Annotated in this window: 25 protein-coding genes; 14 read left to right on the plus strand and 11 right to left on the minus strand. The window is 70.7% G+C overall.

Features of this window, described 5'->3' with window-relative positions; translation table 11 throughout:
- Positions 1 to 67: 67 nt before the first annotated feature.
- Both P2Q00_RS31350 and P2Q00_RS31355 read right to left on the minus strand, forming a co-directional pair.
- Entirely contained in the window at positions 68 to 1,432 is a 1,365-nt protein-coding gene (locus P2Q00_RS31350; protein ID WP_275776650.1) for an aspartate aminotransferase family protein, read from the minus strand.
- A 2-nt stretch (positions 1,433 to 1,434) separates the two neighbouring features.
- Positions 1,435 to 1,953, minus strand: a complete 519-nt coding sequence (locus tag P2Q00_RS31355; RefSeq protein ID WP_275776651.1) for an Lrp/AsnC family transcriptional regulator — start codon at positions 1,951 to 1,953, stop codon at positions 1,435 to 1,437.
- 176 nt (positions 1,954 to 2,129) lie between these two features.
- On the opposite strand from P2Q00_RS31355, the gene P2Q00_RS31360 reads away from it, so the two are divergent.
- Positions 2,130 to 3,578, plus strand: a complete 1,449-nt coding sequence (locus P2Q00_RS31360; RefSeq protein ID WP_275776653.1) for a gamma-aminobutyraldehyde dehydrogenase — start codon at positions 2,130 to 2,132, stop codon at positions 3,576 to 3,578.
- 168 nt (positions 3,579 to 3,746) lie between these two features.
- Entirely contained in the window at positions 3,747 to 4,937 is a 1,191-nt protein-coding gene (locus tag P2Q00_RS31365; RefSeq protein ID WP_275776655.1) for a polyamine ABC transporter substrate-binding protein, read from the plus strand.
- A gap of 36 nt (positions 4,938 to 4,973) precedes the next feature.
- On the opposite strand, the gene P2Q00_RS31370 is transcribed toward P2Q00_RS31365, so the two are convergent.
- The 5 genes from P2Q00_RS31370 to P2Q00_RS31390 all read right to left on the minus strand — a co-directional run bounded on the left by P2Q00_RS31370 (position 4,974) and on the right by P2Q00_RS31390 (position 9,660).
- Complete coding sequence (locus tag P2Q00_RS31370; protein WP_275776656.1) at positions 4,974 to 5,642, minus strand: response regulator; 669 nt, start codon at positions 5,640 to 5,642, stop codon at positions 4,974 to 4,976.
- Positions 5,639 to 6,994: a sensor histidine kinase gene (locus P2Q00_RS31375; RefSeq protein WP_275776658.1), complete on the minus strand. Its 1,356-nt coding sequence runs from the start codon at positions 6,992 to 6,994 to the stop codon at positions 5,639 to 5,641. Before P2Q00_RS31375 ends, P2Q00_RS31370 begins: the two co-directional genes overlap by 4 nt.
- Before the next feature lie 25 nt (positions 6,995 to 7,019).
- Entirely contained in the window at positions 7,020 to 7,865 is an 846-nt protein-coding gene (locus tag P2Q00_RS31380; RefSeq protein ID WP_275776659.1) for an ABC transporter permease, read from the minus strand.
- Positions 7,865 to 8,839 (minus strand): ABC transporter ATP-binding protein, encoded by a 975-nt coding sequence (locus P2Q00_RS31385; protein WP_275776661.1) that lies wholly within the window; start codon positions 8,837 to 8,839, stop codon positions 7,865 to 7,867. Before P2Q00_RS31385 ends, P2Q00_RS31380 begins: the two co-directional genes overlap by 1 nt.
- A gap of 143 nt (positions 8,840 to 8,982) precedes the next feature.
- On the minus strand, positions 8,983 to 9,660 hold the full coding sequence (locus tag P2Q00_RS31390; protein ID WP_275776662.1) for a YceI family protein: 678 nt from the start codon (positions 9,658 to 9,660) through the stop codon (positions 8,983 to 8,985).
- 227 nt (positions 9,661 to 9,887) lie between these two features.
- On the opposite strand from P2Q00_RS31390, the gene P2Q00_RS31395 reads away from it, so the two are divergent.
- From P2Q00_RS31395 to P2Q00_RS31420, 6 genes are all read left to right on the plus strand, one after another.
- Positions 9,888 to 10,265, plus strand: coding sequence for an LAETG motif-containing sortase-dependent surface protein (locus tag P2Q00_RS31395; protein WP_275776663.1), 378 nt, complete (start codon positions 9,888 to 9,890; stop codon positions 10,263 to 10,265).
- Positions 10,262 to 10,876 carry a class F sortase gene (locus P2Q00_RS31400; RefSeq protein WP_275776665.1) on the plus strand — a complete coding sequence of 205 codons (615 nt, stop codon included), beginning with the start codon at positions 10,262 to 10,264 and terminating at the stop codon, positions 10,874 to 10,876. Before P2Q00_RS31395 ends, P2Q00_RS31400 begins: the two co-directional genes overlap by 4 nt.
- Positions 10,877 to 10,964: 88 nt before the next feature.
- A complete protein-coding gene (locus P2Q00_RS31405; RefSeq protein ID WP_275776666.1) occupies positions 10,965 to 11,456 on the plus strand; it encodes an RNA polymerase sigma factor in 492 nt (163 codons plus the stop codon).
- Positions 11,440 to 11,895: a hypothetical protein gene (locus P2Q00_RS31410; RefSeq protein WP_275776668.1), complete on the plus strand. Its 456-nt coding sequence runs from the start codon at positions 11,440 to 11,442 to the stop codon at positions 11,893 to 11,895. Before P2Q00_RS31405 ends, P2Q00_RS31410 begins: the two co-directional genes overlap by 17 nt.
- Positions 11,896 to 11,942: 47 nt before the next feature.
- Positions 11,943 to 12,470, plus strand: a complete 528-nt coding sequence (locus tag P2Q00_RS31415) for a hypothetical protein (RefSeq protein WP_275776669.1) — start codon at positions 11,943 to 11,945, stop codon at positions 12,468 to 12,470.
- A gap of 170 nt (positions 12,471 to 12,640) precedes the next feature.
- Positions 12,641 to 14,353, plus strand: coding sequence for an RNA polymerase sigma factor (locus P2Q00_RS31420; protein ID WP_275776670.1), 1,713 nt, complete (start codon positions 12,641 to 12,643; stop codon positions 14,351 to 14,353).
- A gap of 37 nt (positions 14,354 to 14,390) precedes the next feature.
- Here the strand turns inward: P2Q00_RS31420 and P2Q00_RS31425 are convergent, their stop codons facing one another.
- Entirely contained in the window at positions 14,391 to 15,347 is a 957-nt protein-coding gene (locus P2Q00_RS31425) for a LysR family transcriptional regulator (protein WP_275776672.1), read from the minus strand.
- Between the two features lie 150 nt (positions 15,348 to 15,497).
- Here P2Q00_RS31425 and P2Q00_RS31430 point away from each other — a divergent pair, with 150 nt between their 5' ends.
- The 3 genes from P2Q00_RS31430 (at position 15,498) to P2Q00_RS31440 (ending at position 18,903) form a co-directional block, all read left to right on the plus strand.
- Entirely contained in the window at positions 15,498 to 16,454 is a 957-nt protein-coding gene (locus P2Q00_RS31430) for an L-tyrosine/L-tryptophan isonitrile synthase family protein (protein ID WP_275776673.1), read from the plus strand.
- Positions 16,455 to 16,558: 104 nt separating this feature from the next.
- Entirely contained in the window at positions 16,559 to 17,380 is an 822-nt protein-coding gene (locus P2Q00_RS31435; protein WP_275776675.1) for a TauD/TfdA dioxygenase family protein, read from the plus strand.
- Positions 17,377 to 18,903, plus strand: a complete 1,527-nt coding sequence (locus P2Q00_RS31440) for a 4-hydroxyphenylacetate 3-hydroxylase family protein (protein WP_275776676.1) — start codon at positions 17,377 to 17,379, stop codon at positions 18,901 to 18,903. The genes P2Q00_RS31435 and P2Q00_RS31440 overlap by 4 nt, the downstream gene beginning before the upstream one ends.
- A 159-nt stretch (positions 18,904 to 19,062) precedes the next feature.
- On the opposite strand, the gene P2Q00_RS31445 is transcribed toward P2Q00_RS31440, so the two are convergent.
- On the minus strand, positions 19,063 to 19,749 hold the full coding sequence (locus tag P2Q00_RS31445; RefSeq protein ID WP_275776678.1) for a glycerophosphodiester phosphodiesterase: 687 nt from the start codon (positions 19,747 to 19,749) through the stop codon (positions 19,063 to 19,065).
- Between the two features lie 34 nt (positions 19,750 to 19,783).
- Positions 19,784 to 20,848, minus strand: a complete 1,065-nt coding sequence (locus tag P2Q00_RS31450; protein ID WP_275776680.1) for an adenosine deaminase — start codon at positions 20,846 to 20,848, stop codon at positions 19,784 to 19,786.
- Between the two features lie 279 nt (positions 20,849 to 21,127).
- On the opposite strand from P2Q00_RS31450, the gene P2Q00_RS31455 reads away from it, so the two are divergent.
- Positions 21,128 to 22,222, plus strand: a complete 1,095-nt coding sequence (locus P2Q00_RS31455) for a DUF4190 domain-containing protein (RefSeq protein WP_275776682.1) — start codon at positions 21,128 to 21,130, stop codon at positions 22,220 to 22,222.
- A gap of 60 nt (positions 22,223 to 22,282) precedes the next feature.
- On the opposite strand, the gene ybiA is transcribed toward P2Q00_RS31455, so the two are convergent.
- Positions 22,283 to 22,855, minus strand: a complete 573-nt coding sequence (ybiA, locus tag P2Q00_RS31460; protein ID WP_275776685.1) for a riboflavin biosynthesis intermediates N-glycosidase — start codon at positions 22,853 to 22,855, stop codon at positions 22,283 to 22,285.
- Between the two features lie 211 nt (positions 22,856 to 23,066).
- On the opposite strand from ybiA, the gene P2Q00_RS31465 reads away from it, so the two are divergent.
- Together P2Q00_RS31465 and P2Q00_RS31470 are read left to right on the plus strand one after the other, a co-directional pair.
- Entirely contained in the window at positions 23,067 to 24,608 is a 1,542-nt protein-coding gene (locus tag P2Q00_RS31465; protein ID WP_275776686.1) for a gamma-aminobutyraldehyde dehydrogenase, read from the plus strand.
- Between the two features lie 52 nt (positions 24,609 to 24,660).
- On the plus strand, positions 24,661 to 25,911 hold the full coding sequence (locus tag P2Q00_RS31470; protein ID WP_275776687.1) for a polyamine ABC transporter substrate-binding protein: 1,251 nt from the start codon (positions 24,661 to 24,663) through the stop codon (positions 25,909 to 25,911).
- Positions 25,912 to 25,913 lie beyond the last annotated feature (2 nt).

Raw genomic sequence — 25,913 nt, forward strand, 5'->3', positions numbered from 1 at the left:
CCGGGGTGCACCCTTCTCACTCGTACGGGTGCACCCCGGGCCGTATAAACGGCTGAACCGCCGGAGGCTAGAGCTTGGTCCACGCCTCCGTGAGCGTCGCGCGCAGGATCTGCTCGATCTCGTCGAAGGTCTCCTGGTTGGAGATCAGCGGCGGGGCGAGCTGGACGACCGGGTCGCCGCGGTCGTCGGCACGGCAGTACAGGCCGTTGTCGTAGAGGGCCTTGGAGAGGAAGCCGTAGAGGACCCGCTCGGTCTCCTCGTCGTTGAAGGACTCCTTGGTGTGCTTGTCCTTCACAAGCTCGATGCCGTAGAAGAAGCCGTTGCCGCGGACGTCGCCCACGATCGGGAGGTCGTGCAGCTTCTCCAGGGTCGAGCGGAACGCGCCCTCGTTGTCGAGCACGTGCTGGTTGAGGCCCTCGCGCTCGAACAGGTCGAGGTTTGCGAGGCCGACCGCCGCGGAGACCGGGTGGCCGCCGAAGGTGTAGCCGTGCAGGAAGGTGTTGTCGCCCTTGTAGAAGGGCTCGGCCAGGCGGTCCGAGACGATGCAGGCGCCGATCGGGGAGTAGCCCGAGGTCATGCCCTTGGCGCAGGTGATCATGTCCGGGACGTAGCCGAACTTGTCGCAGGCGAACGTCGTGCCGAGGCGGCCGAAGGCGCAGATGACCTCGTCCGAGACCAGCAGCACGTCGTACTGGTCGCAGATCTCGCGCACCCGCTGGAAGTAGCCGGGCGGGGGCGGGAAGCAGCCGCCGGCGTTCTGCACCGGCTCCAGGAAGACCGCGGCGACCGTGTCCGGGCCCTCGAAGAGGATCTGCTGCTCGATCTGGTCGGCGGCCCAGCGGCCGAAGGCCTCCGGGTCGTCGCCGTGGATCGGGGCGCGGTAGATGTTGGTGTTCGGGACCTTGTGCGCGCCCGGGACGAGCGGCTCGAAGGGGGCCTTGAGGGCCGGCAGGCCGGTGATGGACAGGGCGCCCTGCGGGGTGCCGTGGTAGGCGACCGCGCGGGAGATGACCTTGTACTTGGTGGGCTTGCCGACCAGCTTGAAGTACTGCTTGGCGAGCTTCCAGGCGGTCTCGACCGCCTCGCCGCCGCCGGTGGTGAAGAAGACCTTGTTCAGGTCGCCCGGGGCCTCGTCGGCGAGGCGCTCGGCCAGCTCCACGGCCTTCGGGTGGGCGTAGGACCACACCGGGAAGAACGCGAGCTCCTGCGCCTGCTTGAAGGCGGTCTCGGCGAGTTCGGTGCGGCCGTGACCGGCCTGGACCACGAACAGGCCCGCGAGACCGTCGAGGTAGCGCTTGCCCTTGTCGTCGTAGATGTAGGTGCCCTCGCCGCGCACGATCGTCGGGACGGGGGAGTGCTCGTACGAGGACATGCGGGTGAAGTGCATCCACAGGTGGTCGTACGCGGTCTTGCTGAGGTCCTTCTGGCTCACGGTTATCGGGTTCCCCACATGTAGGTCTGCTTCTTGAGCTTCAGATAAACGAAGCTCTCGGTGGAGCGCACGCCGGGCAGCGCCCGGATGCGTTTGTTGATGACGTCCAGCAGGTGGTCGTCGTCCTCGCAGACGATCTCGGCGAGGATGTCGAACGAGCCCGCGGTCATCACCACGTACTCGACTTCCGACATGTCAGTCAGCGCTTCGGCGATCTTCTCCACGTCGCCCTCGACGTTGACACCGACCATCGCCTGCCGGCGGAAGCCCACGGTGAGCGGGTCCGTGACGGCGACGATCTGCATCACGCCCTGGTCGAGCAGCTTCTGGACGCGCTGGCGCACGGCCGCCTCGGACAGGCCCACGGCCTTGCCGATGGCGGCGTACGGCCGGCGGCCGTCCTCCTGGAGCTGTTCGATGATGGCGAGGGAGACGGCATCCAGATGGGGGGTGCCGTTCCTGGACTCGCGGGACGAGTCCCTGTGCTCTGCGCTTCGACTGGCCACGACCTCACTGTGCACGACGTCTCGACAGTTCCGCAAGGGTGGACCGATGAAATTCGTTGTTTACGTGAGTGAGACCTGCGGATTTCGCAGTCTTGATGCGACTGGGGGTGTTGAAAACGTGGGAGCGCGGATTAGGGTGGGTGTCTCAGTGGTTGGACACCCGAAAGATCAGACCTGACAGGAGGCCGGCAGTGAGCACCGAGCTGCGTGGGCTGCGCACACTCCGCAACTACATCGATGGTGAGTTCCGGGACGCCGCAGACGGACGGACCACCGAGGTGGTCAACCCCGCGACGGGCGAGGCGTACGCGACCGCGCCGCTGTCGGGCCAGGCGGATGTGGACGCCGCAATGGCGGCCGCCGCCGCGGCCTTCCCCGCCTGGCGCGACACGACCCCCGCCGAGCGGCAGAAAGCCCTGCTGAAGATCGCGGACGCGTTCGAGGAGCGGGCCGAGGAGCTCATCGCGGCCGAGGTGGAGAACACGGGCAAGCCGATCGGGCTCACGCGGTCCGAGGAGATCCCGCCCATGGTCGACCAGATCCGCTTCTTCGCGGGTGCGGCCCGGATGCTGGAGGGGCGCTCCGCCGGTGAGTACATGGACGGGATGACGTCCATCGTCCGCCGTGAGCCGGTCGGTGTCTGTGCGCAGGTCGCGCCGTGGAACTACCCGATGATGATGGCCGTGTGGAAGTTCGCACCGGCGATCGCGGCGGGCAACACGGTGGTCCTGAAGCCGTCGGACACCACTCCGGCTTCGACCGTCCTGATCGCCGACATCATGGGTTCGATCCTGCCCAAGGGTGTCTTCAACGTCATCACCGGTGACCGTGACACCGGCCGCCTGATGGTCGAGCACCCGACTCCGGCGATGGCGTCCATCACCGGTTCGGTGCGGGCGGGCATGTCGGTCGCCGAGTCCGCGTCCAAGGACCTCAAGCGGGTCCACCTGGAGCTGGGCGGCAAGGCGCCGGTCGTCGTCTTCGCCGACACGGACATCGCCAAGGCCGTGGAGGACATCTCGGTCGCGGGCTTCTTCAACGCCGGGCAGGACTGTACGGCGGCCACGCGTGTGCTGGTGCAGTCGTCGATCCACGACGAGTTCGTGGTGGCGCTGGCGAAGGCGGCCGCCGAGACGAAGACCGGGCAGCCGGACGACGAGGACGTGCTGTACGGGCCGCTCAACAACCCGAACCAGCTGAAGCAGGTGTCCGGGTTCATCGAGCGGCTGCCCGCCCACGCCAAGGTCGAGGCCGGCGGTCACCAGGTCGGTGAGAAGGGGTACTTCTACGCGCCGACCGTGGTGTCCGGGCTGCAGCAGGACGACGAGATCATCCAGAACGAGGTCTTCGGTCCGGTCATCACCGTGCAGTCCTTCTCCGACGAGGAGCAGGCGGTGGAGTGGGCGAACGGGGTCGAGTACGCGCTGGCTTCGTCCGTGTGGACCAAGGACCACGGGCGTGCGATGCGGATGTCGAAGAAGCTGGACTTCGGGTGTGTGTGGATCAACACGCACATTCCGCTGGTCGCGGAGATGCCGCACGGCGGATTCAAGAAGTCGGGGTACGGCAAGGACCTGTCCGCGTACGGGTTCGACGACTACACGCGGATCAAGCACGTGATGACCTCGCTGGAGGCGTAGGCCCTACGGACGTTGCGGCCCCGGACGGAACAACTGCCGTCCGGGGCCGCGCCGTTCCCGGCTCCCCGCCGGGCCCGGTCGCCCGATCGACAAGGTGTCCGGCCTGCGCGGAGGTACTCGACGCTTGGTCGATTGCAGGCGCACAGGCAGGGGCGGCATGCTGCGTCAATGCCCCTCACGCCGAAGACACCGTCCCCCTCTCGTCGGTCCCTGCTGCGCGCGCTGGGTGGTGCCGCGATGGTCGGCGGCCTGGCCGGCTGCGGGGTGCCCGCCGCGTATGTGAACCCCGGTGACCGGGCGGCCGCCGATCTGTCCGCCAGTGACAAGCGGCTGACCTGGGCGAACTGGCCGCTGTACATCGACACCGACGACAACGACGCGACGAAGCGGCCCACGCTGGACGCCTTCCAGAAGCGCACGGGGATCTCCGTCAAGTACACCGAGGAGATCAACGACAACGACGAGTTCTTCGGCAAGATCAGCCCCGCCCTGATGAACCATCAGCGGACCGGCCGCGATCTGATCGTCATGAGCGACTGGATGTGCGCGCGGTTCGTGCGCCTGGGGTGGGTCCAGGAGATGGACCGGGCGAAGCAGCCCAATGTCGCCAAGTACCTTGATCCGCAGCTGCGTTCGCCCGCCTTCGACCCGGGCCGCAGATACTCGGTGCCGTGGCAGTCGGGCATCACCGGAATCGCGTACGACCGCCGCAGGCTGGGCCGGGAGATCCGCCACGTCTCGGATCTCTGGGCGAACGACCTCAAGGGGCGGGTGACCCTGCTGTCCGGCCTGGACGAGGCGTTCGCGCTGCTGATGCAGGGCAATGGCGTCGACATCACCAAGTGGACGGCGGCCGACTTCCACAAGGTCTGCGACCAGGTCGAGAAGTACGTCGCGGGCGGCCGGATCCGCCGCTTCACCGGCAACGACTACACCAAGGACCTGGTCAGCGGCGACGTCCTGGCCTGCCAGGCGTACTCCGGCGATGTCATCCAGCTCCAGGCCGACAACCCGCACATCCGCTTCGTCGTCCCCGAGGAGGGCGCGGAGCTGTGGGCCGACTCCCTGATGATCCCGGACCGGGCGGTGCACAAGAGGAACGCCGAGCGGCTCGTGGACTACTACTACGAGCCCGAGGTCGCCGCCGAACTCGCCGCCTGGGTGAACTACGTCTGCCCCGTCCCCGCCGCCCAGGACGTCCTCGCCGCCGCCAAGGACAAGGACACCGCGGCCCTCGCCGAGAACCCGCTGATCTTCCCGGACACGGAGATGCGGCGGCGGCTCGCGATCGCCCGGGACATCACGTCGACGGAGCGGGTGGAGTTCGCGAAGAGGTGGAACAAGATCGTGGGGTTGTGACCCGTCGGCGGCCGCCGGACAGGCCCTGCGACTTGGCTACGACTTGGCCCTGACCAGCCCGGCGTCGTACGCCATGATCACGGCCTGGATGCGGTCGCGGGCGCCGAGCTTGGCGAGGACCCGGCCGACGTGTTTCTTCACCGTGGACTCGGTGAGGACGAGCCGTTCGGCGATCTCCGTGTTGGTCCAGCCCTGGCCGATGGCGACCAGGACCTCGCGTTCGCGGTCGCTGAGGGTTCGCAGCCGGGGGTCCTCCGGGGCGGGGGTGCCGGCCGGGGCGAGGACCTGGTGGGCGTAGGCGTCCAGCAGACGGCGGGTCAGGCGGGGGGCCACGACGGCGTCGCCGGTCGCCACCGCGCGGATGCCCGCGACGAGTTCCTCGGGGCGGGCATCCTTGAGCAGGAAGCCGCTGGCGCCGGCGCGCAGGCCGTCGTAGGCGTACTCGTCGAGGTCGAAGGTGGTCACGATGAGGACGCGGGTGCGGCCGCCGGTGGCGATGATGCGGCGGGTGGCCTCGATGCCGTCCATGCCGGGCATGCGGATGTCCATGAGGACGACGTCGGGGCGGAGTTCGGCGGCCATGCGGACGGCCTCGGCGCCGTGCTCGGCCTCGCCGACCGCGTCCAGGCCCGGGGTGCCCTCGATGAGCATGCGGACGCCCATGCGCTGCAGGGGCTGGTCGTCGGCGATGAGGACGGTGGTCATGACAGCTGTGCTCCCGAAGGTACGTCGAGTACGACGTCCACCAGCCAGCCGTGGCCGGTGTCGCGCGGTCCGGCGATGACGGTGCCGCCGTACATGGCGGCCCGCTGGCGGATGCCGACGAGGCCGTGGCCGGGGGAGTCGCCCCGGGTTTCCCGCCGCGGTTGCGAGGGTGCCCCCGGCGGTACACCGGTGTCGGCTACCCGGATCCGTACCTCTCCTGCCGCTACGGCGATGGCGACCTCGGCGGACGCGCCGGTCCCCGCGTGCTTGAGCGTGTTGGTCAGCGACTCCTGGACGATGCGGTACACGGTGAGCTGCACGCCGCTGCCCAGTGCGTCGATGTCGCCCGCCGTCCGGTAGGTCACCGTCAGTCCTGCCGCCCGTACCCGCGTCAGCAGGGGGTCCAGATCCGCGATGCCGGGCTGCGGGCTGAGCATCCGTACGTCTTCTTCTTCGTGTCCCCGGTCCTCGCGCAGGACGCCCAGCACCCGGCGGAGTTCGCTCATGGCCTGGCGGCCGGTGTCGCCGAGGATGCGCAGGGCCTCGGTGGACCGTTCGTTCCGGGTCGCGGCGAGGGTCGCGGCGCCGTCGGCGAGGCTGACCATGACGGAGAGGTTGTGGCCGACGATGTCGTGCATCTCGCGGGCGACCCGGGAGCGTTCGGCGGCGGCGGTGAGCCGGACCCGTTGGTCCTGCTCGATCTCCAGGCGTCTGGCGCGGTCCTCCAGGGCCTCCAGATACATCCGGCGGATACGGAGCGTCAGACCGACGGCGACGGACGCCGTCGCCGTGCCCAGCAGGAAGAAACTGCCGATCACCGGATGGTCGATCGGCACCAGGACGAAGACGGCCAGCAGCAGTTCGACCGCCGTGAGCCCGGCAGCCCAGCCGAGCACCCGCAGCGAACCGTTCCGGGCCAGGGTGTACAGGGCGATGAGCGCGCCGAAACCGGCCGGCAGCCAGATCCCCAGCGACCACTGCACGAGGGACACCGACGCGATCACGAAGTACGCGACGGCCGGGGCCCTGCGCCGCCACCACAGCGGAACGACGAGGGCGACGAGGACGGCGACCAGGACGGCGGACGGCAACTGGGCACGGGCGTCCGCGTCCCGGAAGGGGGAGTTGGCGTCGCCGCCGAGCAGGTCCGGCAGGCTGAGGGCGGCGACCATCAGCACCAGCGCGCTGTCCAGCAGCCACGGATGCCGCCGGTCCAGCCGCTGCAGACGGCTCTGGTCGCGCAGCACACGGCCCAGCAGCGGGTGCGCCCAGGCGGCCTCGAACCCGGGGGGCGGCACGGCCGCCGTCCCCCGGGCCGGGTCCGCGGCGGCTGCCGCACGGTGCGCAGTCATGGCCACCATTGTCCTCGTGCCCAGGTCAGACGTCGGTCTTGCGGAGCCGGAAGGCCGCCGCGGCAAGGGTCAGCGCCACCCAGCCGGCGAAGACCGCGAGTCCCGCCCCCGGGGAGAGGGCGTCGGAGGACTGGTGCAGGGCGTAGACGGCCGAGCCCGCGTTGCTGGGGAAGTAGGGGTTGATGTTGTCGTAGAGCGAGTCGGGCAGCAGTGAAGCCAGTCCGGGGAGGATCAGCAGGACGCCGACCAGGGTCGCGATGGCTCCCGCGGAGGAGCGCAGCAGCACGCCCAGGGCCACGCCGAAGACGGCGACCAGACCGAGGTAGAGGCCGGCGCCGGCCAGACTGCGCAGCACACCGTCGTCGCCCAGGGACAGCGCGATCTTCTCGCCGTCCAGGCCCGGGGAGCCCAGCAGGAACGCGGCCAGCGCGCCGGCCGTGGTGAGGACCAGGGCGATGGGCCCGAGCACGGCGGCCTTCGACCACAGGATGGGCAGTCGGCGGGGGACCGCGGCAAGGGTGGAGCGGATCATGCCGGTGCTGTACTCGCCCGCGGACAGCAGCACCCCGAGCACACCCACGGCCAGCGATGCGAAGGTCACGCCGGTCAGGGCCAGGCCGACCGCGTCGCTGTCGCCGCCGCCCGGGCCGGGCGGCCCGCCGGTCGTGACGGCGTCGGGACTGTACGTGTAGGAGGCGATCGCCCCGAAGAGGACCAGCAGGACCACGGCGACGCCCAGGGTGATCCAACTGGAGCGCAGCGACCAGAACTTGGCCCATTCCGAGCGCAGCACCCGGGGGCCGGTCACCTTGTAGTTCGTCGTACGGGCGGGGGTGGAGGCGGGTGCGGGGGCGAGGCTGGTGACGGTCATCAGGCGGCCTTTCCTGCGGTGCCGGCTCGTTCGGTGTCGGCTTGTCCGGTGTCGGCTCGTGCGGCGTCGGCCGGAGCACTCTGGTACTCGACGACGTCGCGGGTGAGTTCCATGAACGCCGCCTCCAACGAGACGGACTGCGGGGTGAGTTCGTACAGGACCACCCCGTGCTGGGCGGCGATCGCCCCGATCTCCCGGGCGTCGCGCCCGGTGACCAGCAGTTCCTCGGCGGAGGAGGAGCTGATCGTGACATCGGGGCCGGCCAGCAGCGAGCGCAGTTTCGCCGTCTCGGCGGTGGCGACCTTCACGCCCCCGCCGCCGGCCTCCCGGGTGAAGTCGTCCACCGTGGTGTCCGCGAGCAGCCGGCCGCGACCGATGATCACCAGGTGGTCGGCGATCAGCGCGGTCTCGCTCATCAGGTGCGAGGAGAGCATCACGGCCCGGCCCTCGTCGGCCAGCGAGCGCAGCAGATTGCGCACCCAGAGCACGCCTTCGGGGTCGAGGCCGTTGACCGGTTCGTCGAGCATGACGATCGCCGGGTCGCCGAGGAGCGCCGAGGCGATGCCCAGCCGCTGGCCCATGCCGAGCGAGAAGGCGCCCACCCGCTTGCCGGCGACGCTGGTCAGCCCGGCCAGCTCGATCACCTCGTCCACCCGGCTGCGCGGAATGCCGTGGGTGTACGCGAGCGCCATCAGATGGTTGAACGCGCTGCGCCCGGGGTGGACGGACCTGGCCTCCAGCAGGGTGCCGATCTCGTGCAGGGGCGCGGCATGCCCGGCGTAGGAGCGGCCGCCCACGGTGACCGAGCCCTTGGTGGGGGAGTCCAGGCCGACGATCATGCGCATGGTCGTGGACTTGCCCGCGCCGTTGGGGCCGAGGAAGCCGGTCACCTCACCGGGCCTGACCGTGAAGCTCAGGTTGTCGACGACGGTCTTGTCGCCGTACCGCTTTGTCAGCTCACGCGCTTCGATCATGGGAGTGGGCCTTTCGCGCCTCGGACTCGGCCGCGGATGCACCGCGGTGTCTGCAAGTCGAAGCTACGAGCGCAAAAGGCCCGGACTCCGGTACCGGAGGGGAATCTTCGGGGACCTGGGTGGTACCGGGGTACCACCTCGGGTCAGGCGGGAAGCGTACGGATGGCGGCGATGTCGAACTGGAGGCGCACCTTCTCGCTCACCATGGCGCCGCCCTCCGCCAGCTTCTGGCTGTACGTCAGGCCCCATTCGGAACGGTTGATGGTGGTCGTGCCGTCGAAGCCCACCCGCTCGTCCCCGAACGCGTCGACGACGTGGCCGATGTAGGTGAGCTCCAGGTCGACCGGGCGGGTGATGTTCTTGATGGTGAGGTCGCCGGACATGCGGTAGACCTCGCTGCCCGCGAGCTGCACCGCCGTACTGACGAAGCGCATCCGCGGATGGTTCGCCGCGTCCAGGAAGTCACGGCCGGTCAGATGGGCGTCGCGCTGTTCCACACCGGTGTCGACGGACCCGGTGGACAGGACGATCTCGGCGCGTGAGCGAGAGGGATCGCGGCCGTCGAAGTAGAGCCGGCTCTGGTACTCGGTGAAAGCGCCGCGCACGGTCGTCACCAGGGCATGACGGACGGAGAAACCGATACGGCTGTGCGCCGGGTCGATCACCCATTCCCCGGTCAGCGCCGCGAGAGCGGGATCCGGACGGCCCGCCGTGGGGGCGAACGCCGGTGGCCCGAGGGGGCGTTGCGGGGCGGTGGCGGTGGGGGAAGCGGTGGGGGGAGCCGGGCGGCGCAGGGACGCAGCACGGGTGAAAAGGTTCATGATTCACGTAACTACGTCATGGCAGGAACGGCCGCAAGCCATCTTCAAGACCCGCGCACAGGGTTGTCACCAATCACCCCGATCGACGGGACGAATCCTACGGTCCTGTGCGACTTTGCCGGCTCTTTACAACCTGCCCTGCCGCTGCCTCGTCTCTCCGCCCGATCAGTGACACAGCCCGCCGGTCGACCACCGTGCGGACCGATGAAGACGAAAGAGAGCGACTCATGCGCCGAACCGGCCTCAGTGCCATGGCACTTGCGTGCACCGCCGTGCTGGCGGGCGCGCTGCCCGCATTCGCCGACGGGGCGAGCGCGACCCCGAGCCCCGTCCCCAGCGTCACTCAGGCACCCAGCTCCGTCCCCAGTGCCGAACCCACCTCCACCACCGCCCCGAGTGCCGTCCCGAGCGCGGCCCCGACCCGGGTGCCGTCGTCGGGCCAGGTCTCCGTCGTGCCGAGCGGTGCGCCCAACACGGGTGTGGCGCCGACGACTTCGGACTCCTCTAACGCGGGTCCGCTGATCGGCGGGGGTGCCGCCGCGGCCGTCGTCCTGGGTGGCGGCGCCGTCTTCCTCGTGCGCCGCCGGCAGGCGAACGGGGCATGAGCCCGCGCTCCGGGCGTGCCCTCGCCACCGCGGCGCTGGCCGTCCTGCTCGTCGCCTGCGGCGGCCCCGGCGCCACGACCGGGAGCCCGGCGAGCACGCCGTCGTCCTCTGCACCGTCCCCTGGCAGATCCGCCAAGTCGGTGTCCGCGGTGGGGCGATCGACCCCGGTCAGGCTGCGGATACCGGCCATCGGGGTCGACACCCCGGTCATGAAGCTGGGCCTGGCCGCGGACGGCAGCGTGCAGGTGCCGCCGGTCACGGCGCACGACCGGGCGGGCTGGTACGAGCACTCCCCGACGCCGGGTCGGACCGGACCGTCGGTGATCCTCGGCCATGTCACGGTCGGCGCCTACGGGGACGGAGTCTTCCGGCGACTGGGGGAGCTGCACCGGGGCGAGAAGATCGTGACGCGCCTGGAGAACGGCACGGCTGCGGTGTTCGCCGTGACCGACGTACGGACGGTGGCCAAGGCCGACTTCCCGTCGGACGAGGTGTACGGGAACGTGAACCGGCCGGAGCTGCGGCTCATCACCTGCGGCGGCAGACGGACCGGTGACGGATACCTCGACAACGTGATCGTCTTCGCGGCGCTGACCTCCGCGAGCCCCTGACCCGGCCACTCGGAATCCGGGCCGGCGGAACGTACGCCGTCGGCCCGGGCTCTTCCTCCACGAGTGCCTCCCACGACCCTGGAGAACGTTGAAACGGTCCCGCGAGAAGGCCGCGTCCGAGCTGTTCGCCGCCCTCTATCCGCGTCTCGCCGGCTGGTGCCGCCGGCTGGTCGACGACGACGAGACGGCCCACGAGATCGCCTCGGAGGCGTTCACCCGGCTCTGGGCCCGCTGGACGTCCGTCGCGGAGCCGCGCGGCTTCCTCTACGTCACCGCGGCCAACCTCGTCCGGGACCACTGGCGCAAACTGGAGCGCGAACGCAGGGCTGTGCGCCGGGCGACCACCGAGGCCGCGGTGACCCCGCATCCCGAACAGGCCGACCCCTCGGTCCGGCTGCTCGTACAGTCCCTCCCGGAACGGCTGCGGGTCCCGATACTCCTGCACTACTACGCCGACATGCCGATCCGGGAGGTGTCCGTGCTGACCGGACGCAAGGAAGGAACCGTCAAGGCCGACCTCCACACGGCCCGCGAACTGCTCCGCGCCCACCTGAGGAGAAGCCTTGATCACACACTCTGACGAGGGCCCGGACTTCGACCCCGACGACCCGCTCACCGTCATCCTGCAGCCCCCCGCCGAGTACCTCGGCGCACCCCCCGGCCGCTACGAGGAGATCCGCCGCGGCGCGTCCCGCCGCCGCCTGCTGCGCGCAGCGGCCGGAGCGGCCCTGACCTGCGGTGTCGCCGCACTCGTAGTGCTGCCCCTGCACCTGACCACCGCCGGCCGTCCCGCCTCCCCGACGGTCCCTCTCGCCCCGCCGCCCGCGAGCAGCCGCTCTACGACGACGCCGCCGTCGACGACCGCACCCGCACCCGTCACTCCCAGCCCCAGCGCCAGGCCCACCACGACCCCCACCCGCACACCGGGCACCCGAACCGCCGAACCGTCCGTCACCTCCGTCCCCTCGCTCGTCCAGTCGGCGGCCCCCACCGGAGGTGCAACCCCGTCAAGGAAGTAGACGAATCCAGTTTTGAACACGTTCAACCAGGGGCGTACGCTGCCGCCATGAGCGACAGAGCCGCCCTGCTGAAGGGCATCCGCGCCTGGCTGGTCTTCTTCGTCGTCTGTCTGGCACTCAGCGGCGCCACGGCCTTCCCCCTGGTCCACGAACTGCACTGGACCGAGGACCTGCTGAGGTCCCTGTCCGTGCCGGACCACCTCCCGGCCCTGATGGACTGGATCGAGCGCGTCCGGCGCGGTCTCGACACCGCCGACGCCGAATACCCCTTCCTGCTCTACGGCACCGACTGGCTCGCCTTCGCCCACCTCGTCATCGCCGTCGCCTTCTACGGCCCCTATCGCGACCCCGTACGCAACATCTGGGTCGTCGAGTTCGCGATGATCGCCTGTGCCGGAATCATCCCGCTTGCCCTGATCTGCGGGCCGATCCGCGGCATCCCCTTCTGGTGGTCGGTGATCGACATGTCGTTCGGGGTCTTCGGGGTGATTCCGCTCTACGTCGTACGGAAGAAGATCAAGCGACTGGAGACACTCACCACCACCCCGAACCCCGCCCCGGCGCTCGCCACTTGAGCCGCCGAAAAAGTGTTATCCCGTCGGCCTCCACCGCGTCTCCTCTCGCATCCCCCATTCCCCGCACACCCGGGAGCCCCCCACATGCCCCGCCCGCACCCGGCGCCCACTGTGATCCCCGACATAGCCACCACCCCAGGTACGGCTGAGAAGGTGCGGTCGGACGGCGTATGACCTGGGAGAGGGGAATCGTGGACGAGCGGGCCGAGCGGGCCGAGCGGGCCGAGCGGGCCGGGCGGCAGTGGCGCTCCACCATCGCGGCCGCGCAGGCCGGTGACCGGCAGGCGCTGGACGAACTGGTCGCGGGCTGGCTGCCGCTGGTCTACAACGTCGTCGGCCGCGCCCTCAACGGCCACGCCGACGTCGACGACGTCGTCCAGGAGACCATGCTGCGCGCCGTCGACAACCTCGGCTCGCTCCGCGACCCGGACAGCTTCCGGTCCTGGCTGATGGCGATCGCCATGCGGCAGATACGGGACCGGGCGCGCCGCAGGTCCCCGCAGCAACTCGACGAGAGCGCCGCCCGGGAGGCCACCGACTTCGCCGAACTCACCGTGCTGCGGCTGCAGTTGGAGGGCCAGCGGCGCGAGGTCGCGGAGGCGGTGCGCTGGCTGGACGACGAGGACCGGCAGCTGCTGTCGCTGTGGTGGCTGGAGGTCGCGGGCGAGCTGACCCGGCGCGAACTGGCCGCGGCGGTCGGCATCAGCCGGCAGCACGCCGCCGTACGCGTCCAGCGGATGAAGGAGCGCCTGGAGACCTCGCGCGGCATCGTCCGCGCACTGGACGGGGCCTGCCCCGAACTGCGGGAACTGACCGGCCGCTGGGACGGGCGGCCAGATTCCGTCTGGCGCAAGCGGCTGGCCCGGCACATCAGGGGCTGCGCCTACTGCGGTGACGCGCGCGAGTCCGTCGTACCGGCGGAAAGGCTCCTGGTCGGCATCGCGCTCGTACCGCTCCCGGTCGGCTTCACCCTCTCCCTGGCCTTCGGCGGCAAGACGGCCGTGGCCGCCGGCTCCGTCGGCTGGTCCGCCAAGATGCTCGGCGTCCTGACCAAGCCCGCCGTCGCCGTGACGGCCAGCGCGACCATCGTCGCGGGCGGCGCCTACGTCGTCACGCAGACCCCGGTCACCCCGCCCCCGCGTGCGTCGAGCACCCCCACGGCGTCGAGCACCCACCGCCCGCCGCCGCCCTCCGCCTCGCCCACGCCCTCCCGGTCCCCGTCCCCGTCTCCTTCGGTGACGAAGCAGAAGACCGAGCTCTACGGCAGGGTCGTCGACGCCGTCGACAAGGCGCCCGCCCCGGACACTCCGCCCGCCGCCCTCCCGCACCGGCCCGCGTCCGGCGTCACCAGCAGCGGCGGCGCGCATGCCGTCATGAACCACCGCGGCGACAGAGTGACGCTCACCGGACAGGGCTATGTCCTGGTCCGCTGGCAGATCTCGCCCGGGTACCGGTCCGGCAGCCTGGTTCCGCCGAGCTGGACCGGCCTCAAGGGCAAGCTCTTCCATGTCGCCTCGGGCGGCGGCCGCCGCATGGACGACCGCGTCAGCAGCACCGACACCTCGGCCACTGGCATGGGCAGCACGGCGACCGGCTTCGACGTCCTGCCGTCCGGCACCCAGCAGATGTGGCAGAACGAGTACTTCTACCTCGACGGCAGCGTCACCCTCACCGTGAACGAACGCGGCGCCGACTACGGCCTGAGCGTCTTCCCGACCACCTGGGACGCCGTCGAGAAGGACGTCACCACCGGCCCCGACCAGGGTGCGACCCGCTACGGCCTGGTCCGCGACACCGGCAAGGACGACACCCCGGTCCCGCAGTACGTCACGCGCGCGACTCCAGCCGATCCGGCGACGGTCGTCCAGGAGTCCCGGGTGTAGGGCTCCTGCACCTGTGCCGGGCCGCTGCCGGGGCCCGTCAGGTGAGGGCGGCGTGCCCGGCCAGCCAGGCCAGGTAGTGCGGGCTGCGCGCGACCGCGTCCGCGTAGGCACGCTCGGCCCGTTCGGCCACGGCCGGGACACGTCGGGCCAGGGCGCTCCCGCGGTGCCAGAGCAGGACGTGCCGGATGCGCAGCGGCGAGCCGGTCAGCGGCAGCGGGACCACTCCCGCGGTGCTGCGGAAGGTGGCCTGGCCGAGTCCGACGGCCTGGCCGGCGGCGATGAGTTCACGGGCCGCGGAGCCCTCGGCCTCGTGCCGGACCGTGGCGGTGAACCCCTTCTTGGCGCAGAGCTCGGTGAATGCCTCCATCATGCCGCTGCCCTGACTGACCGGTAGCGCCCAGCGCGCGTCCCGCAGCTGCGCGATGTCGAGTTCGGGCCGGTCCGCCAGCGGATGCGAGGCGGACAGCAGCACGAAGACGGGCTCGGTGGCGACGGTGAGCGTGGCCACCTCGGGCGGCAGCGGCGGCCCGTCGTCGCGGACGTACTCCACCACGACGCCCAGGTCCTGCTGGCCGCTGGCGACGAGATCGAGCGCGGTGCTGACATGGGTCTCGGTGCGCAGGGTGACCTCGGTGCCGGGGAAGACGTCCTGCAACCCGTCCAGCAGACCCACCATCAGGGGGCCGGGGTTGGCGGCGTAGCGCAGGGGTCTGCGGCCGTCCATGAAGCCGACCTGGGCGGCCGCCTCGCGCTGGATCGCGTCGAAGGAGGCGATCACCGAGCGCGCCTTGGCCAGCACGAACTCGCCCAGCGTGGTGGGCGCGGCGCCCTGCCGGCTGCGGACGAACAGCGGTCCGCCCAACAGCCTCTCGATCCGGCTCAGTTGGGCCGTGAGAGTCGGCTGGGCCGTGCCGAGCTGAGCCGCGGCCTTGGTGATGCTGCCCGCCTCGCCTATCGCGCAGATGACCCGCAGGTGCCGGACTTCCAGATCCATAGCTTCATGCTATGGACCCTCGCGATCTGGTTGAGGTTTCACGCGTCTGTGAGGGTTTGCTTCCGGACACCCCACGTCCCCCTCAAGCTCCCCCCAGCTCTCCCTCAGCGTCACCCCCCCCACGTCCCCCCAACTGGTCCGGGAGAACGCGTGATTGACCATCCCCACAGACGTACCGCTCGCGAGATCACGGCACTTGTGCTGACCGGCCAACGCAGGTCGACGGGCCCCGACGGCTGCCCCTTGCTGCCCTGCCCCACCTGCCTGGACACACAGGCCACGCGGGTCGAACGGTTCGTCGCCGCCGGCCTGCCCATACGTTTCGTGCTCCCCGCCTTCCCCGGCAAATCCCCCAACTCCGCGAAGGTGTTGGGCACGCTGCCGGACACCGCCGAACGGCTCGCCCTGGAGTTCCTGGACGGTCTGACGGCACGCGTCCGCGAGGTGTACGCACCGGGCGCGCGGATCGTCATCTGCTCCGACGGGCGGGTCTTCGGCGACGCCGTCGGCATCCCCGACCCCCACATCACCGCCTATCAGCGCGAACTCCACTCGATGATCGAGGCGCTGCCGCACCGCGGCCTGGGCCTGTTCAACCTCGACGACGTCCCGGAACTGGCCGGAACGGATCACCGTGGGATGCGGGAGATTCTCACCGAACGGTACGCGGAGCCTCTGGAGCGTCTGCGCAAACGGATCCGCGCGGGCGAGGAGGTCGCCCTCTACCGGGCCGTCACCCGCTTCCTGTTCGAGGACGGCAACACCCCCGACTACACGGGGAGCCGGGCCGCGTTGCAGCGGGACGCCCGGGCCCGTGCGTACGTCGTCCTGCAGCGCAGCAAGGCCTGGGGCGATCTGCTCGCCGAACGGTTCCCGGACGCCGTACGGCTGTCGATCCATCCGCAGCCGTGCGGGGCGGAGAAGCTCGGCATCCATCTCGTCGACACCGCCGACAACTGGCTCACGCCGTGGCATGGGGTCGCGCTCGCGCACGGGGAGCGGTTCGTGCTGGTCAAGCGGGCTGAGGCGGAGGCGCTGGGGGCGCGGCTGGTTCATGTGGACGGCCGTCCGGGTTACTTCGCCCTGCCGGGCGTCGTCGCGGCCTGACGGCCGAGTGGTTCGTACCTGTCTGCGGGCCGGATGTGGCTGGTCGCGCAGTTCCCCGCGCCCCTAAAGGCAGGCTGCTCACCCCCCTTCTCTAAGGAGCCCCCGTGAACACCACCGTCCTAGAACCCTTCGGTGTCCGCGTTGACGCCGATCAGCCTGATGCTCGTCTCGATGAGCTCCCCGTTGCCGCGCTGCGTGCCCTCGCCCGCGAACACCACCTCGTCCTTCTGCGGGGATTCGGGGCGTTCCCCACCGCCGCCGCGCTGACCGAGTACGCGGCGGGATGGGGCGCGATCAGTATGTGGCCGTTCGGGGCGGTCCTGGAGCTGGTCGAGCACGAGAACCCCGACGACCACATCTTCGACCACTCCCATGTGCCGCTGCACTGGGACGGCATGTACCGCCCGCAGGTACCGGAGTTCCAGATCTTCCACTGCGTCAGCGCCCCCGGCGAGGGGCAGGGCGGGCGTACCACCTTCTCCCACACACCCGCCGTGCTGCGCGACGCCGAGCAGGCCGAGCGCGAGCTGTGGGAGCAGGTCACCGGGGTCTACCGGCGCAAGATGGAGTTCTACGACAGCAAGGCCGTCTCCCCGGTCGTCACCACCCACCCGGAGCGCGGGTTCCCGGTGATCCGCTACAACGAACCGGTCGCGCCGGACGCCGAGTTCATCAACCACCCCGACCTGGAGTTCACCGGCGTCCCCGAAGAGCAACTGGCCGAGTTCCACGCCACGTTGACCGCTGCCCTGAACGACCCGCGCCACTTGTACGCGCATGACTGGCAGACCGGTGACATCGTCGTGGCCGACAACTACACGCTGCTGCACGGCCGCGAGGCCTTCACCACGCGCGCCCCGCGCCACCTCCAGCGCGTCCATGTGCTCGGCGAGCCCGCCCTCGACAACCCGGCGCTGGTCCGATGAGCGACGCCGAGCAGCTGATGACCGCGGAGCTGATGACCGGCGAGGAGTACCTGGAGAGCCTGCGCGACGGCCGCGCCGTGTACGTCGACGGCGAACGTGTCGCCGATGTGACCCGCCACCCCGCCTTCCGCAACTCCGCGCTCTCCGTCAGCCGCCTCTACGACGCCCTGCACGCCGACGACACCCGCGAACTGCTCACCGCCCGGGACGAGTTCGGCACGCTCACGCACCGGTTCTTCAAGCCCAGCCGCTCCCCGGCCGATCTGCTGGCCGCCCGGGAGGCGATCGCGGCCTGGTCCAGGATGGGCTACGGCTTCCTCGGCCGTACACCGGACTACAAGGCCGCCTTCATGTCGGGGCTGGCCGTGAACGCCGGGTACTACGGCGACTTCGCGCCCAACGCCCTCGCCTGGTACCGGGAGTTCACCGCCAAGGGCCTCTACCTCAACCACGTCATCATCAATCCGCCCACCGACCGCAAGCAGGCCGTCCACGACATGCGCGACGTGTTCGTGCACGTCGAGCGGGAGACCGACGCCGGGATCGTGGTCTCCGGCGCCAAGATGCTCGCGACCGGCTCGGCGATCACCAACGCGAGTTTCGTCGCCCCGGTCGCCTCCGCCGCGCTGACCCCCGGCCACGGTGAGGACTTCGCGGTCGTCTTCTTCGCCCGGATGGACAACCCGGGCGTCAAGCTCGTCTGCCGCACCCCCTACGCGGCCCGCGCCGGGCTTCCCTTCGATGCGCCGCTGTCCAGCCGTTTCGACGAGAACGACGCCGTCCTCATCCTGGACCGGGCGTTCATCCCCTGGCAGGACGTGCTCGTCCACCGCGACATCGAACGGGCCACCGGCTTCTACGCCCGCTCCGGCTTCGCCAACCTGTACAACTTCCAGTCCGGCACCCGGCTGGCGGTGAAGCTGGAGCTGATGGCCGGCCTGCTGTCCCGGGCGACCCGCTCCAACGGCACCGACACCTTCCGCGGCGTCCAGGCCGCCGTGGGCGAACTGGTGACGATGCGTCATCTGGTGTGGGCCCTGACCACCGCGATGGCCACCGACCCGGAACCCGGCACCGACGGCATCGCGCTGCCCAGGCTGGAGTACGCCTCCGCGATGCGCATGTACAACGCGCAGATCTGGGACCGGGTGCACGAGCTGTTCGAGACCGTCCTCGGCGGCTCCCCGCTGGTCGTCCCCTCGACCGCCCGGGATCTGGAACACCCCGAACTACGGCCGCTCGTCGATCGGTTCTACCGCGGCTCCGACACCTCGGCCCACGACCGGATCAAGCTGTTCAAGCTCGTCTGGGACGCCATCGGCAGCGAGTTCGGCGGACGGCACGAACTGTACGAGCGCAACTACTCCGGCAACGGCGAGCAGGTCCGCCTCGACGCCCTGAAGTGGGCCACCGCGCGCGGCGCCGTCACGGCGTACGAGGAATTCGTACAGGAGTGCATGGACGACTACGACCTGGACGGCTGGACCCGGGGCCCCTGGGACTCGGCACCGGCGAAGCCGTGAGCGCGGGTACGGCGGCCCGAGCGCACTCCGCACGGCCGGTGACCGTCGCTCGGCGGTTCCGGCTGATGCGGGACGCGCCGGGCACGCAGTGGTGCCGCGCCGGGCACAAGGTGCTTGCCGGGAGCCGGAGTCCGCGACCGGAGTTTCGGGGGCGAGCGGTCAGCCGCTCTTGCGGAGGGCGCAGAGGACGTCGACGCGGTTGGTCGTGATCGAGTCGACGCCCAGGGCGATGAGGCGGCGCATGGAACGGCGGGTGTCCGGGGTCCAGACGGACAGCAGGTATCCGTCGTGGTGGACGCGGGCGGCCAGGTCGCGGTCCACCAGGGAGAAGCGGTAGTTGAGCCAGCGCGGCTTCACCGCGGCGAGCAGCGCGGGGCGCGGGGGCGCCAGGCTGGTGCGGGTCAGCGCGATCTCCGCGGACGGGTCGGCGGCGCGGACGGCGAGCATCGCGGTGGCGTCGGCGCAGTAGTAGACGCGGTCGCCGGCCCCGGCCTCCCGCACGGTGTCCACGATGCGGCGCGCCGTCCGTACGTCCCGCGTCCCCGGCAGGTCGAGCATCAACCGGGTGCCGTCGGTGGCGGCCAGCGCCTCCGCGAGCGTCGGCACCCCGCCGTCCGTGAGCCCGCGCACCTCGTCCGCCGACAGCGAGCGCAGCGGCCGCTGGTGCTCCCACAGCCGTTTCAACGTCTCGTCGTGCAGCAGCACGGGGACGCCGTCCTTGGTCAGCCGTACGTCGATCTCGACGGCGTCCGCGCCCTGTCGGAGCGCGGAACGCAGCGAGTCGATCGTGTTCTCGCGGACGCGGTAGGGGTCGCCGCGGTGGGCCACGGCGGTCACGTTCTGCATGGCCCCATTGTGGAGGGCGTGATTCTGGCCGGTGTCAGGGGGCGAGCCACGCCGAGGTGTAGGAGTCGATCTCGTTCCGGATCCGGGCCTTGCCGGGTTCGTCGAGGAAGGAGGCGTCGACGGCGTTCTTGGCCAGGGCGGCCAGTCCCTGCTCGTCGAGGTGGAGGAGACGCGCGGCGACGGCGTACTCGTTGTTGAGGTCGGTGCCGAACATCGGCGGGTCGTCGGAGTTGACGGTGATGACGATCCCCGCCTGAGCGAACTCCTTGATGGGGTGCTCGTCGAGGGTGCGGACCGCGCGCGTGGCGATGTTGGAGGTCGGGCAGACCTCCAGCGGGATCCGGTGCTCGGCGAGGTGCGCGAGGAGCTTCGGGTCCTGGAAGGAGTGGGTGCCGTGCCCGATGCGCTCGGCACGCAGATGGGTGAGCGCGTCCCACACCGTCTCCGGACCGGTGGTCTCGCCGGCGTGCGGCACGGAGTGCAGGCCGGCGGCGATCGCCCGGTCGAAGTACGGCTTGAACTGCGGCCGCGGTACGCCGATCTCGGGCCCGCCGAGCCCGAACGACACCAGCCCCTCCGGCCGCAGCCGGTCATCGGTGGCGAGCCGGGTCGTCTCCTCGGCGGCCTCCAGCCCTGCCTCGCCGGGAATGTCGAAGCACCAGCGCAGCACCGTCCCGAACTCGGCCTCGGCCGCCTTCCGCGCGTCCTCGACGGCGTCCATGAAGGCGTACTCGTCGATGTTGCGGCGGGTCGAGGACCAGGGGGTGATGGTCAGCTCCGCGTAGCGCACCTGCTGCCGGGCCAGATCCCGGGCCACCTCGTACGTCAGCAGCCGTACGTCCTCCGGTGTGCGGATGAGGTCCACGACGGACAGATACACGTCGATGAAGTGGGCGAAGTCCGTGAAGGTGAAGTAGTCGGCCAGGGCCTCGGGGTCGGTCGGCACCTTGGAGTCGGGGTGCCGGGCGGCGAGCTCCGCGACGATCCGGGGGGAGGCGGAGCCGACGTGGTGCACATGCAGTTCGGCCTTGGGCAGTCCGGCGATGAAGGCGTGCAGGTCGCGCGGAGCGGCGGCGAAAGCGCCGAGGTGCTCGGTCAAGGGTTCCTCCCCAAAGCGGCGTCCCGGGTCGGCTCGGCCGGGCGGGACGCGGGTGATCGGCTGATCGGTGAGTCCGGATCATCGTAGGCCTGAGGGGTGTGGCTCGCGGCTGGGCGGGGTGGGTGCGGGGACAGGCGACAGGGCGGAGGACGCTACGGGCGACCGACGGCGACGTGACGGGGGTGCCTCCGCAGGCAGGGGCGAGCTTCCAGGCTCTGGTCCGCGGTGCCCGGCTCGGGCCGTAGCATGACGGAACGTTCGAAAGAGGGGATCCCGCGCATGTCCGACGACGCGCAGCCGCCGGCCGCCGACGCCGCCCGTGACCCGTGGGCCGCGCCCTCGCCGGCCTCCTCGCGCGAAGCGGCCCCGAAGGTCCCCCTGGCCAAGCCGGACCGCCCCGCCGCCGACCCGGCCCCGGAACCGAACCCATGGGCACCACCGTCGGACACCGCCCGGCCGGGCCCCGGCAACACCCTCGGCGCCCCGGACGGCCCTTCCGTCCATGACCAGCAGACGGTCACGTCCACGCCCGGCACCGGCGATGCCCCACCCCCCGCCCAGCCCTGGGCCAACCCCTTCGCCGCACCGAGCTCCACCCCACCGGCGAGCGCCCCAGCGAACCCGTTCGCCCCGCCTGGCGCCGCGGCCCCGGTGGGCGGCCCGGGGAATCCCTTCGCCCCGCCTGGCGCCGCGGCCCCGGCGGGCGGCCCGGGGAATCCCTTCGCCCCGCCCGGCCCGACGGCTCCGACGGGCGCCCCCGCGAACCCCTTCGCCCCGCCCGGCCCGACGGCTCCGACGGGCGGCCCGGCGAACCCCTTCACCCCGCCCGGCCCGACGGCCCCGGCGAGCGACCCGACCAACCCCTTCGCCCCGCCTGGCCTGACGGCTTCGACGGGCGCCCCCGCGAACCCCTTCGCCCCGCCCGGCCCCACCGCACAGGCGAACGGCTCCGCTCACCCCTTCACCCCCCGTGCCCACGGCGAGCCGGTCCCCCCGCCGCCCATCGCCCCCGACGGCCCCGGCCAGGTCCCTTACGGCTACGGCTACCCGCCCCCGGTCGGGTATGGCGGCCACGGCCCGCAGCCCCAGGGCGCCCCGGGCTACTACGGCTGGCCGGGCATGGCTCCCATGCCCAACAACGGCATGGGCACCGCCGCCCTTGTGCTCGGCATCATCGCGGTCGTCGTCTTCTGCCTGTGGCCGATCGCCATCGTGCTGGGCGCACTGGCCGTGATCCTCGGCACGGTCAGCCGTGGCAAGGCCCGCCGCGGCGAGTCGACGAACTCGGGCCAGGCCCTCGCGGGGATCATCTGCGGCGCCGTGGGCGTGGTGCTCGGGCTGGGAATGATCGCGTTGCTGATCGCCAACCCCTGACCGCCCCCAGCCTCAACCGCCCCCAGCCTCAACCGCCCCCAGCCTCAACCGCCCCCAGCTTCAACCATCCCCACCCAACAGCCCCCGCGCCCCCATCAACGCAAACCCCAGCAAGTTCTCCCCGCGCCACCGCTCCGGATCAGCCGCCGCCTCGTCGTCCGCCGCAAGGCCGATGCCCCACACCCGGTCCATGGGGCTCGCCTCGACCAGAACCCGGTCACCGGTGCCCAGCAGGAACTCCCGCAGATCCGCGTGCTCGGCGAACTTGTGGACGGTGCCCTCCAGCACGATCCCGAAGCGCTCGCGCTCCCAGGTCTCCTCATCGAAGCCGCGCACCAGCCGCCCCGCCTTCTTGGCCTGAGAGGGGTGCCCGGCGGCGAGAATCCGGCGCTCGGCCTCCGGGTCGGAGAACAGCCGCGCCTTGCCGGCCATCATCCAGTGCTCCGCCGTCCCGTACGTCACCCCGTCCACGGTGAACGGCGACGGCCACCACTGACTCAGACAGCTCGGCCCCACTCTGCCGTCCGCCCGCGCGCGGTGCCCCCAGAAGTGCAGGTACTTCACCTTCGCGCCCTCGCGGACCGCCTTGACCAGCGCTTCCCGAGAGTCGATCTGCCCCGTGATCCTTTCCATGCATGCGAGTGTCGCAGTCACCACTGACACTCCGTCCCCCCTTTTCCATGCCGACTCGACACCTGGTCGACAGATTCCGTCGCGTAACCGAAAGGCAACAACGGAATCACTTGTAGGACGCCCATTGCTCTGTCAGGATCGGCACTCAAATCGAGCTGGAGCTACGCCACCCGCCCCCGGACGAAGCGGGGCGACGGCGGAGGAGAGCGACATGGAGAAGCCGGTCATCGCCGTACCGGAGACCGCCCGCTTCCCGGCGCAGGAGCGCTTCGCGGACGGCGCGCAGTTCATCGCGGGCCGTCCGACCAAGGGCACGTCGGGCCGTACCCACGCGGTCGTCGATCCGTCGACCGGCGAGGACGTCTATACGTACGAACTGGCCGGCCCCGACGACGTGGATGCGGCCGTCGCCGCGGCCCGCGAGGCCTTCCCCGGCTGGGCCGCCACCACCCCAGGCGAACGCTCCGACGCGCTGCACCGCTTCGCCGCCGTGCTCGCCGACCGCGCCGAGGACTTCGCCCGTGCGGAGAGCCTGCAGTGCGGCAAGCCGCTGAAGCTGACACGCGAGTTCGACGTGCCGGGCACGATCGACAACACGGCGTTCTTCGCGGGCGCCGCCCGGCATCTGCAGGGGCAGTCCGCCGGTGAGTACTCCGGGGATCACACGTCATACGTCCGGCGTGAGCCCATCGGGGTCGTCGGCTCCATCGCGCCCTGGAACTATCCGCTCCAGATGGCCGCCTGGAAGATCCTCCCGGCGATCGCCGCGGGCAACACGATCGTGCTCAAGCCCGCCGAGCTGACCCCGCTCACCTCACTGCTGTTCGCGCAGGCCGCCACCGACGCGGGCATCCCGGACGGTGTCATCAACATCGTCACCGGCACCGGCAAGGAGGCGGGCGAGCGCCTGGTCGGCCATCCCGACGTGGCCATGACCTCCTTCACCGGCTCCACGGCCGTAGGCAAGCGCGTCGCCGAGATCGCCACCGCGACCGTCAAGCGCCTCCACCTGGAACTCGGCGGCAAGGCGCCCTTCGTCGTCTTCGACGACGCGGACCTGGACGCCGCCGTCAACGGCGCCGTCGCGGGCGCCCTCATCAACACCGGCCAGGACTGCACGGCCGCCACGCGCGCGTACGTGCAGCGGCCGCTGTACGAGGAGTTCGTGCGGAAGACGGCCGCCCTCATGGCGAGCGTCCGGCTCGGCGACCCCTTCGCCCCCGGCACCGACCTCGGCCCGCTGATCTCGCACACCCAGCGCGACCGCGTCGCCGGATTCGTCGACCGGGCACGCTCCTACGCGCGCGTGGTGACCGGCGGCGAGGCACCCGAAGGGGAACTCTCCAAGGGCGCGTACTACCGGCCCACCCTCGTCGCGGACGCGGCGCAGGACAGCGAGATCGTCCAGTCGGAGATCTTCGGCCCGGTTCTGGTGGTCCTGCCGTTCGACAGCGACGACGAGGGAATCACGCTCGCCAACGACACCCCGTACGGCCTTGCCGCCTCCGCCTGGAGCCGCGACGTCTACCGGGCCAACCGCGCCACCCGCGAGATCAAGGCGGGCTGCGTGTGGATCAACGATCACATCCCGATCATCAGCGAGATGCCACACGGCGGCTACAAGGCGTCCGGCTTCGGCAAGGACATGTCCGCGTACTCGTTCGAGGAGTACACGCAGATCAAGCACGTCATGTTCGACAACACGGCGGTGGCCAGGAAGGACTGGCACCGCACGATCTTCGGGGACCGCTAGCAGAAGAGGCCGTCCGACCCGCGGCCGTCACTCCCGAAAGGGCACCACGCGCATGGAGCAGTACGAGCCCGACCGCCCGACACCGGCCGTGGCGGCCGCGATGCGGCGCAGCCTGCAGAAGGGCCGGGCAGCGGCAACGACCCGCCGGTCCCTGTTGCGCACCTCCGCCGGCGGCGCGCTCGCCTTCGGCGGCCTCGGGGCGCTGAGCGGCTGCGGGATCCCCGCCGCCGGCAAGACGCAGGGCGGTGTGTCCGCCGACGACCACTCAGCCAAGGAGAAGGAGATCAACTTCTCCAACTGGACCGAGTACATGGACGTGGACGACAGCGGCAAGCACCACCCGACGCTGGACGCCTTCCGCAAGCGGACCGGCATCACGGTCAAGTACACCGAGGACATCAACGACAACGACGAGTTCTTCGGCAAGATCCAGCCGCAGCTCGCCGCGGGCCAGGACACCGGGCGCGACCTCATCGTGCTCACCGACTGGCTCGCCGCCCGCATGATCCGCCTCGGCTACGTCCAGAAACTGGACGCCTCCAACCTGCCGCACGCCTACGCCAACCTCTCGGAGCAGTTCCGCAGCCCCGACTGGGACCCCGGCCGGGCCTACTCATACGTGTGGCAGGGCATCTCGACCGTCATCGCGTACAACAAGAAGGCCCTCGACGGCGTCGAGGTGAAGACGGTCTCCGACCTGCTCGACAACCCCAAGCTCAAGGGTCGTGTCGGCTTCCTGACCGAAATGCGCGACAGCGTCGGCATGACGATGCTCGACATGGGCAAGGACCCGGCGAAGTTCACCGACGACGACTACGACGCGGTGATCGCCCGCCTTCAGAAGGCCGTCGACAAGGGCCAGATCCGCCGCTTCACGGGCAACGACTACACGTCCGACCTCACCAAGGGCGACTTCGCCGCCTGTGTCGCCTGGGGCGGCGACGTCGTCCAGCTGCAGGCGGACAACCCGAACGTCGGCTATGTCATCCCCGACAGCGGCTACATGACGTCCACCGACAACCTGCTCATCCCCAACAAGGCACGCCACAAGACGAACGCCGAACGGCTCATCGACTACTACTACGAGCCGGAGCCGGCCGCCGAACTCGCCGCGTACATCAACTACGTGAGCCCGGTCGCGGGAGTGAAGCCCTACCTTGCCAAGATCGACAAGTCGGCGGCGGACAACCCGCTGATCCTTCCCGACCAGGCCATGCAGGCCAAGTCCCGCGCCTTCCGCTCACTCAGCTCGAAGGAAGAGACGGCCTACCAGCAGAAGTTCGCGAAGCTCACAGGGGCGTGACG

It is taken from the genome of Streptomyces coacervatus (genome assembly GCF_029223485.1).
GTDB lineage: Bacteria > Actinomycetota > Actinomycetes > Streptomycetales > Streptomycetaceae > Streptomyces > Streptomyces coacervatus.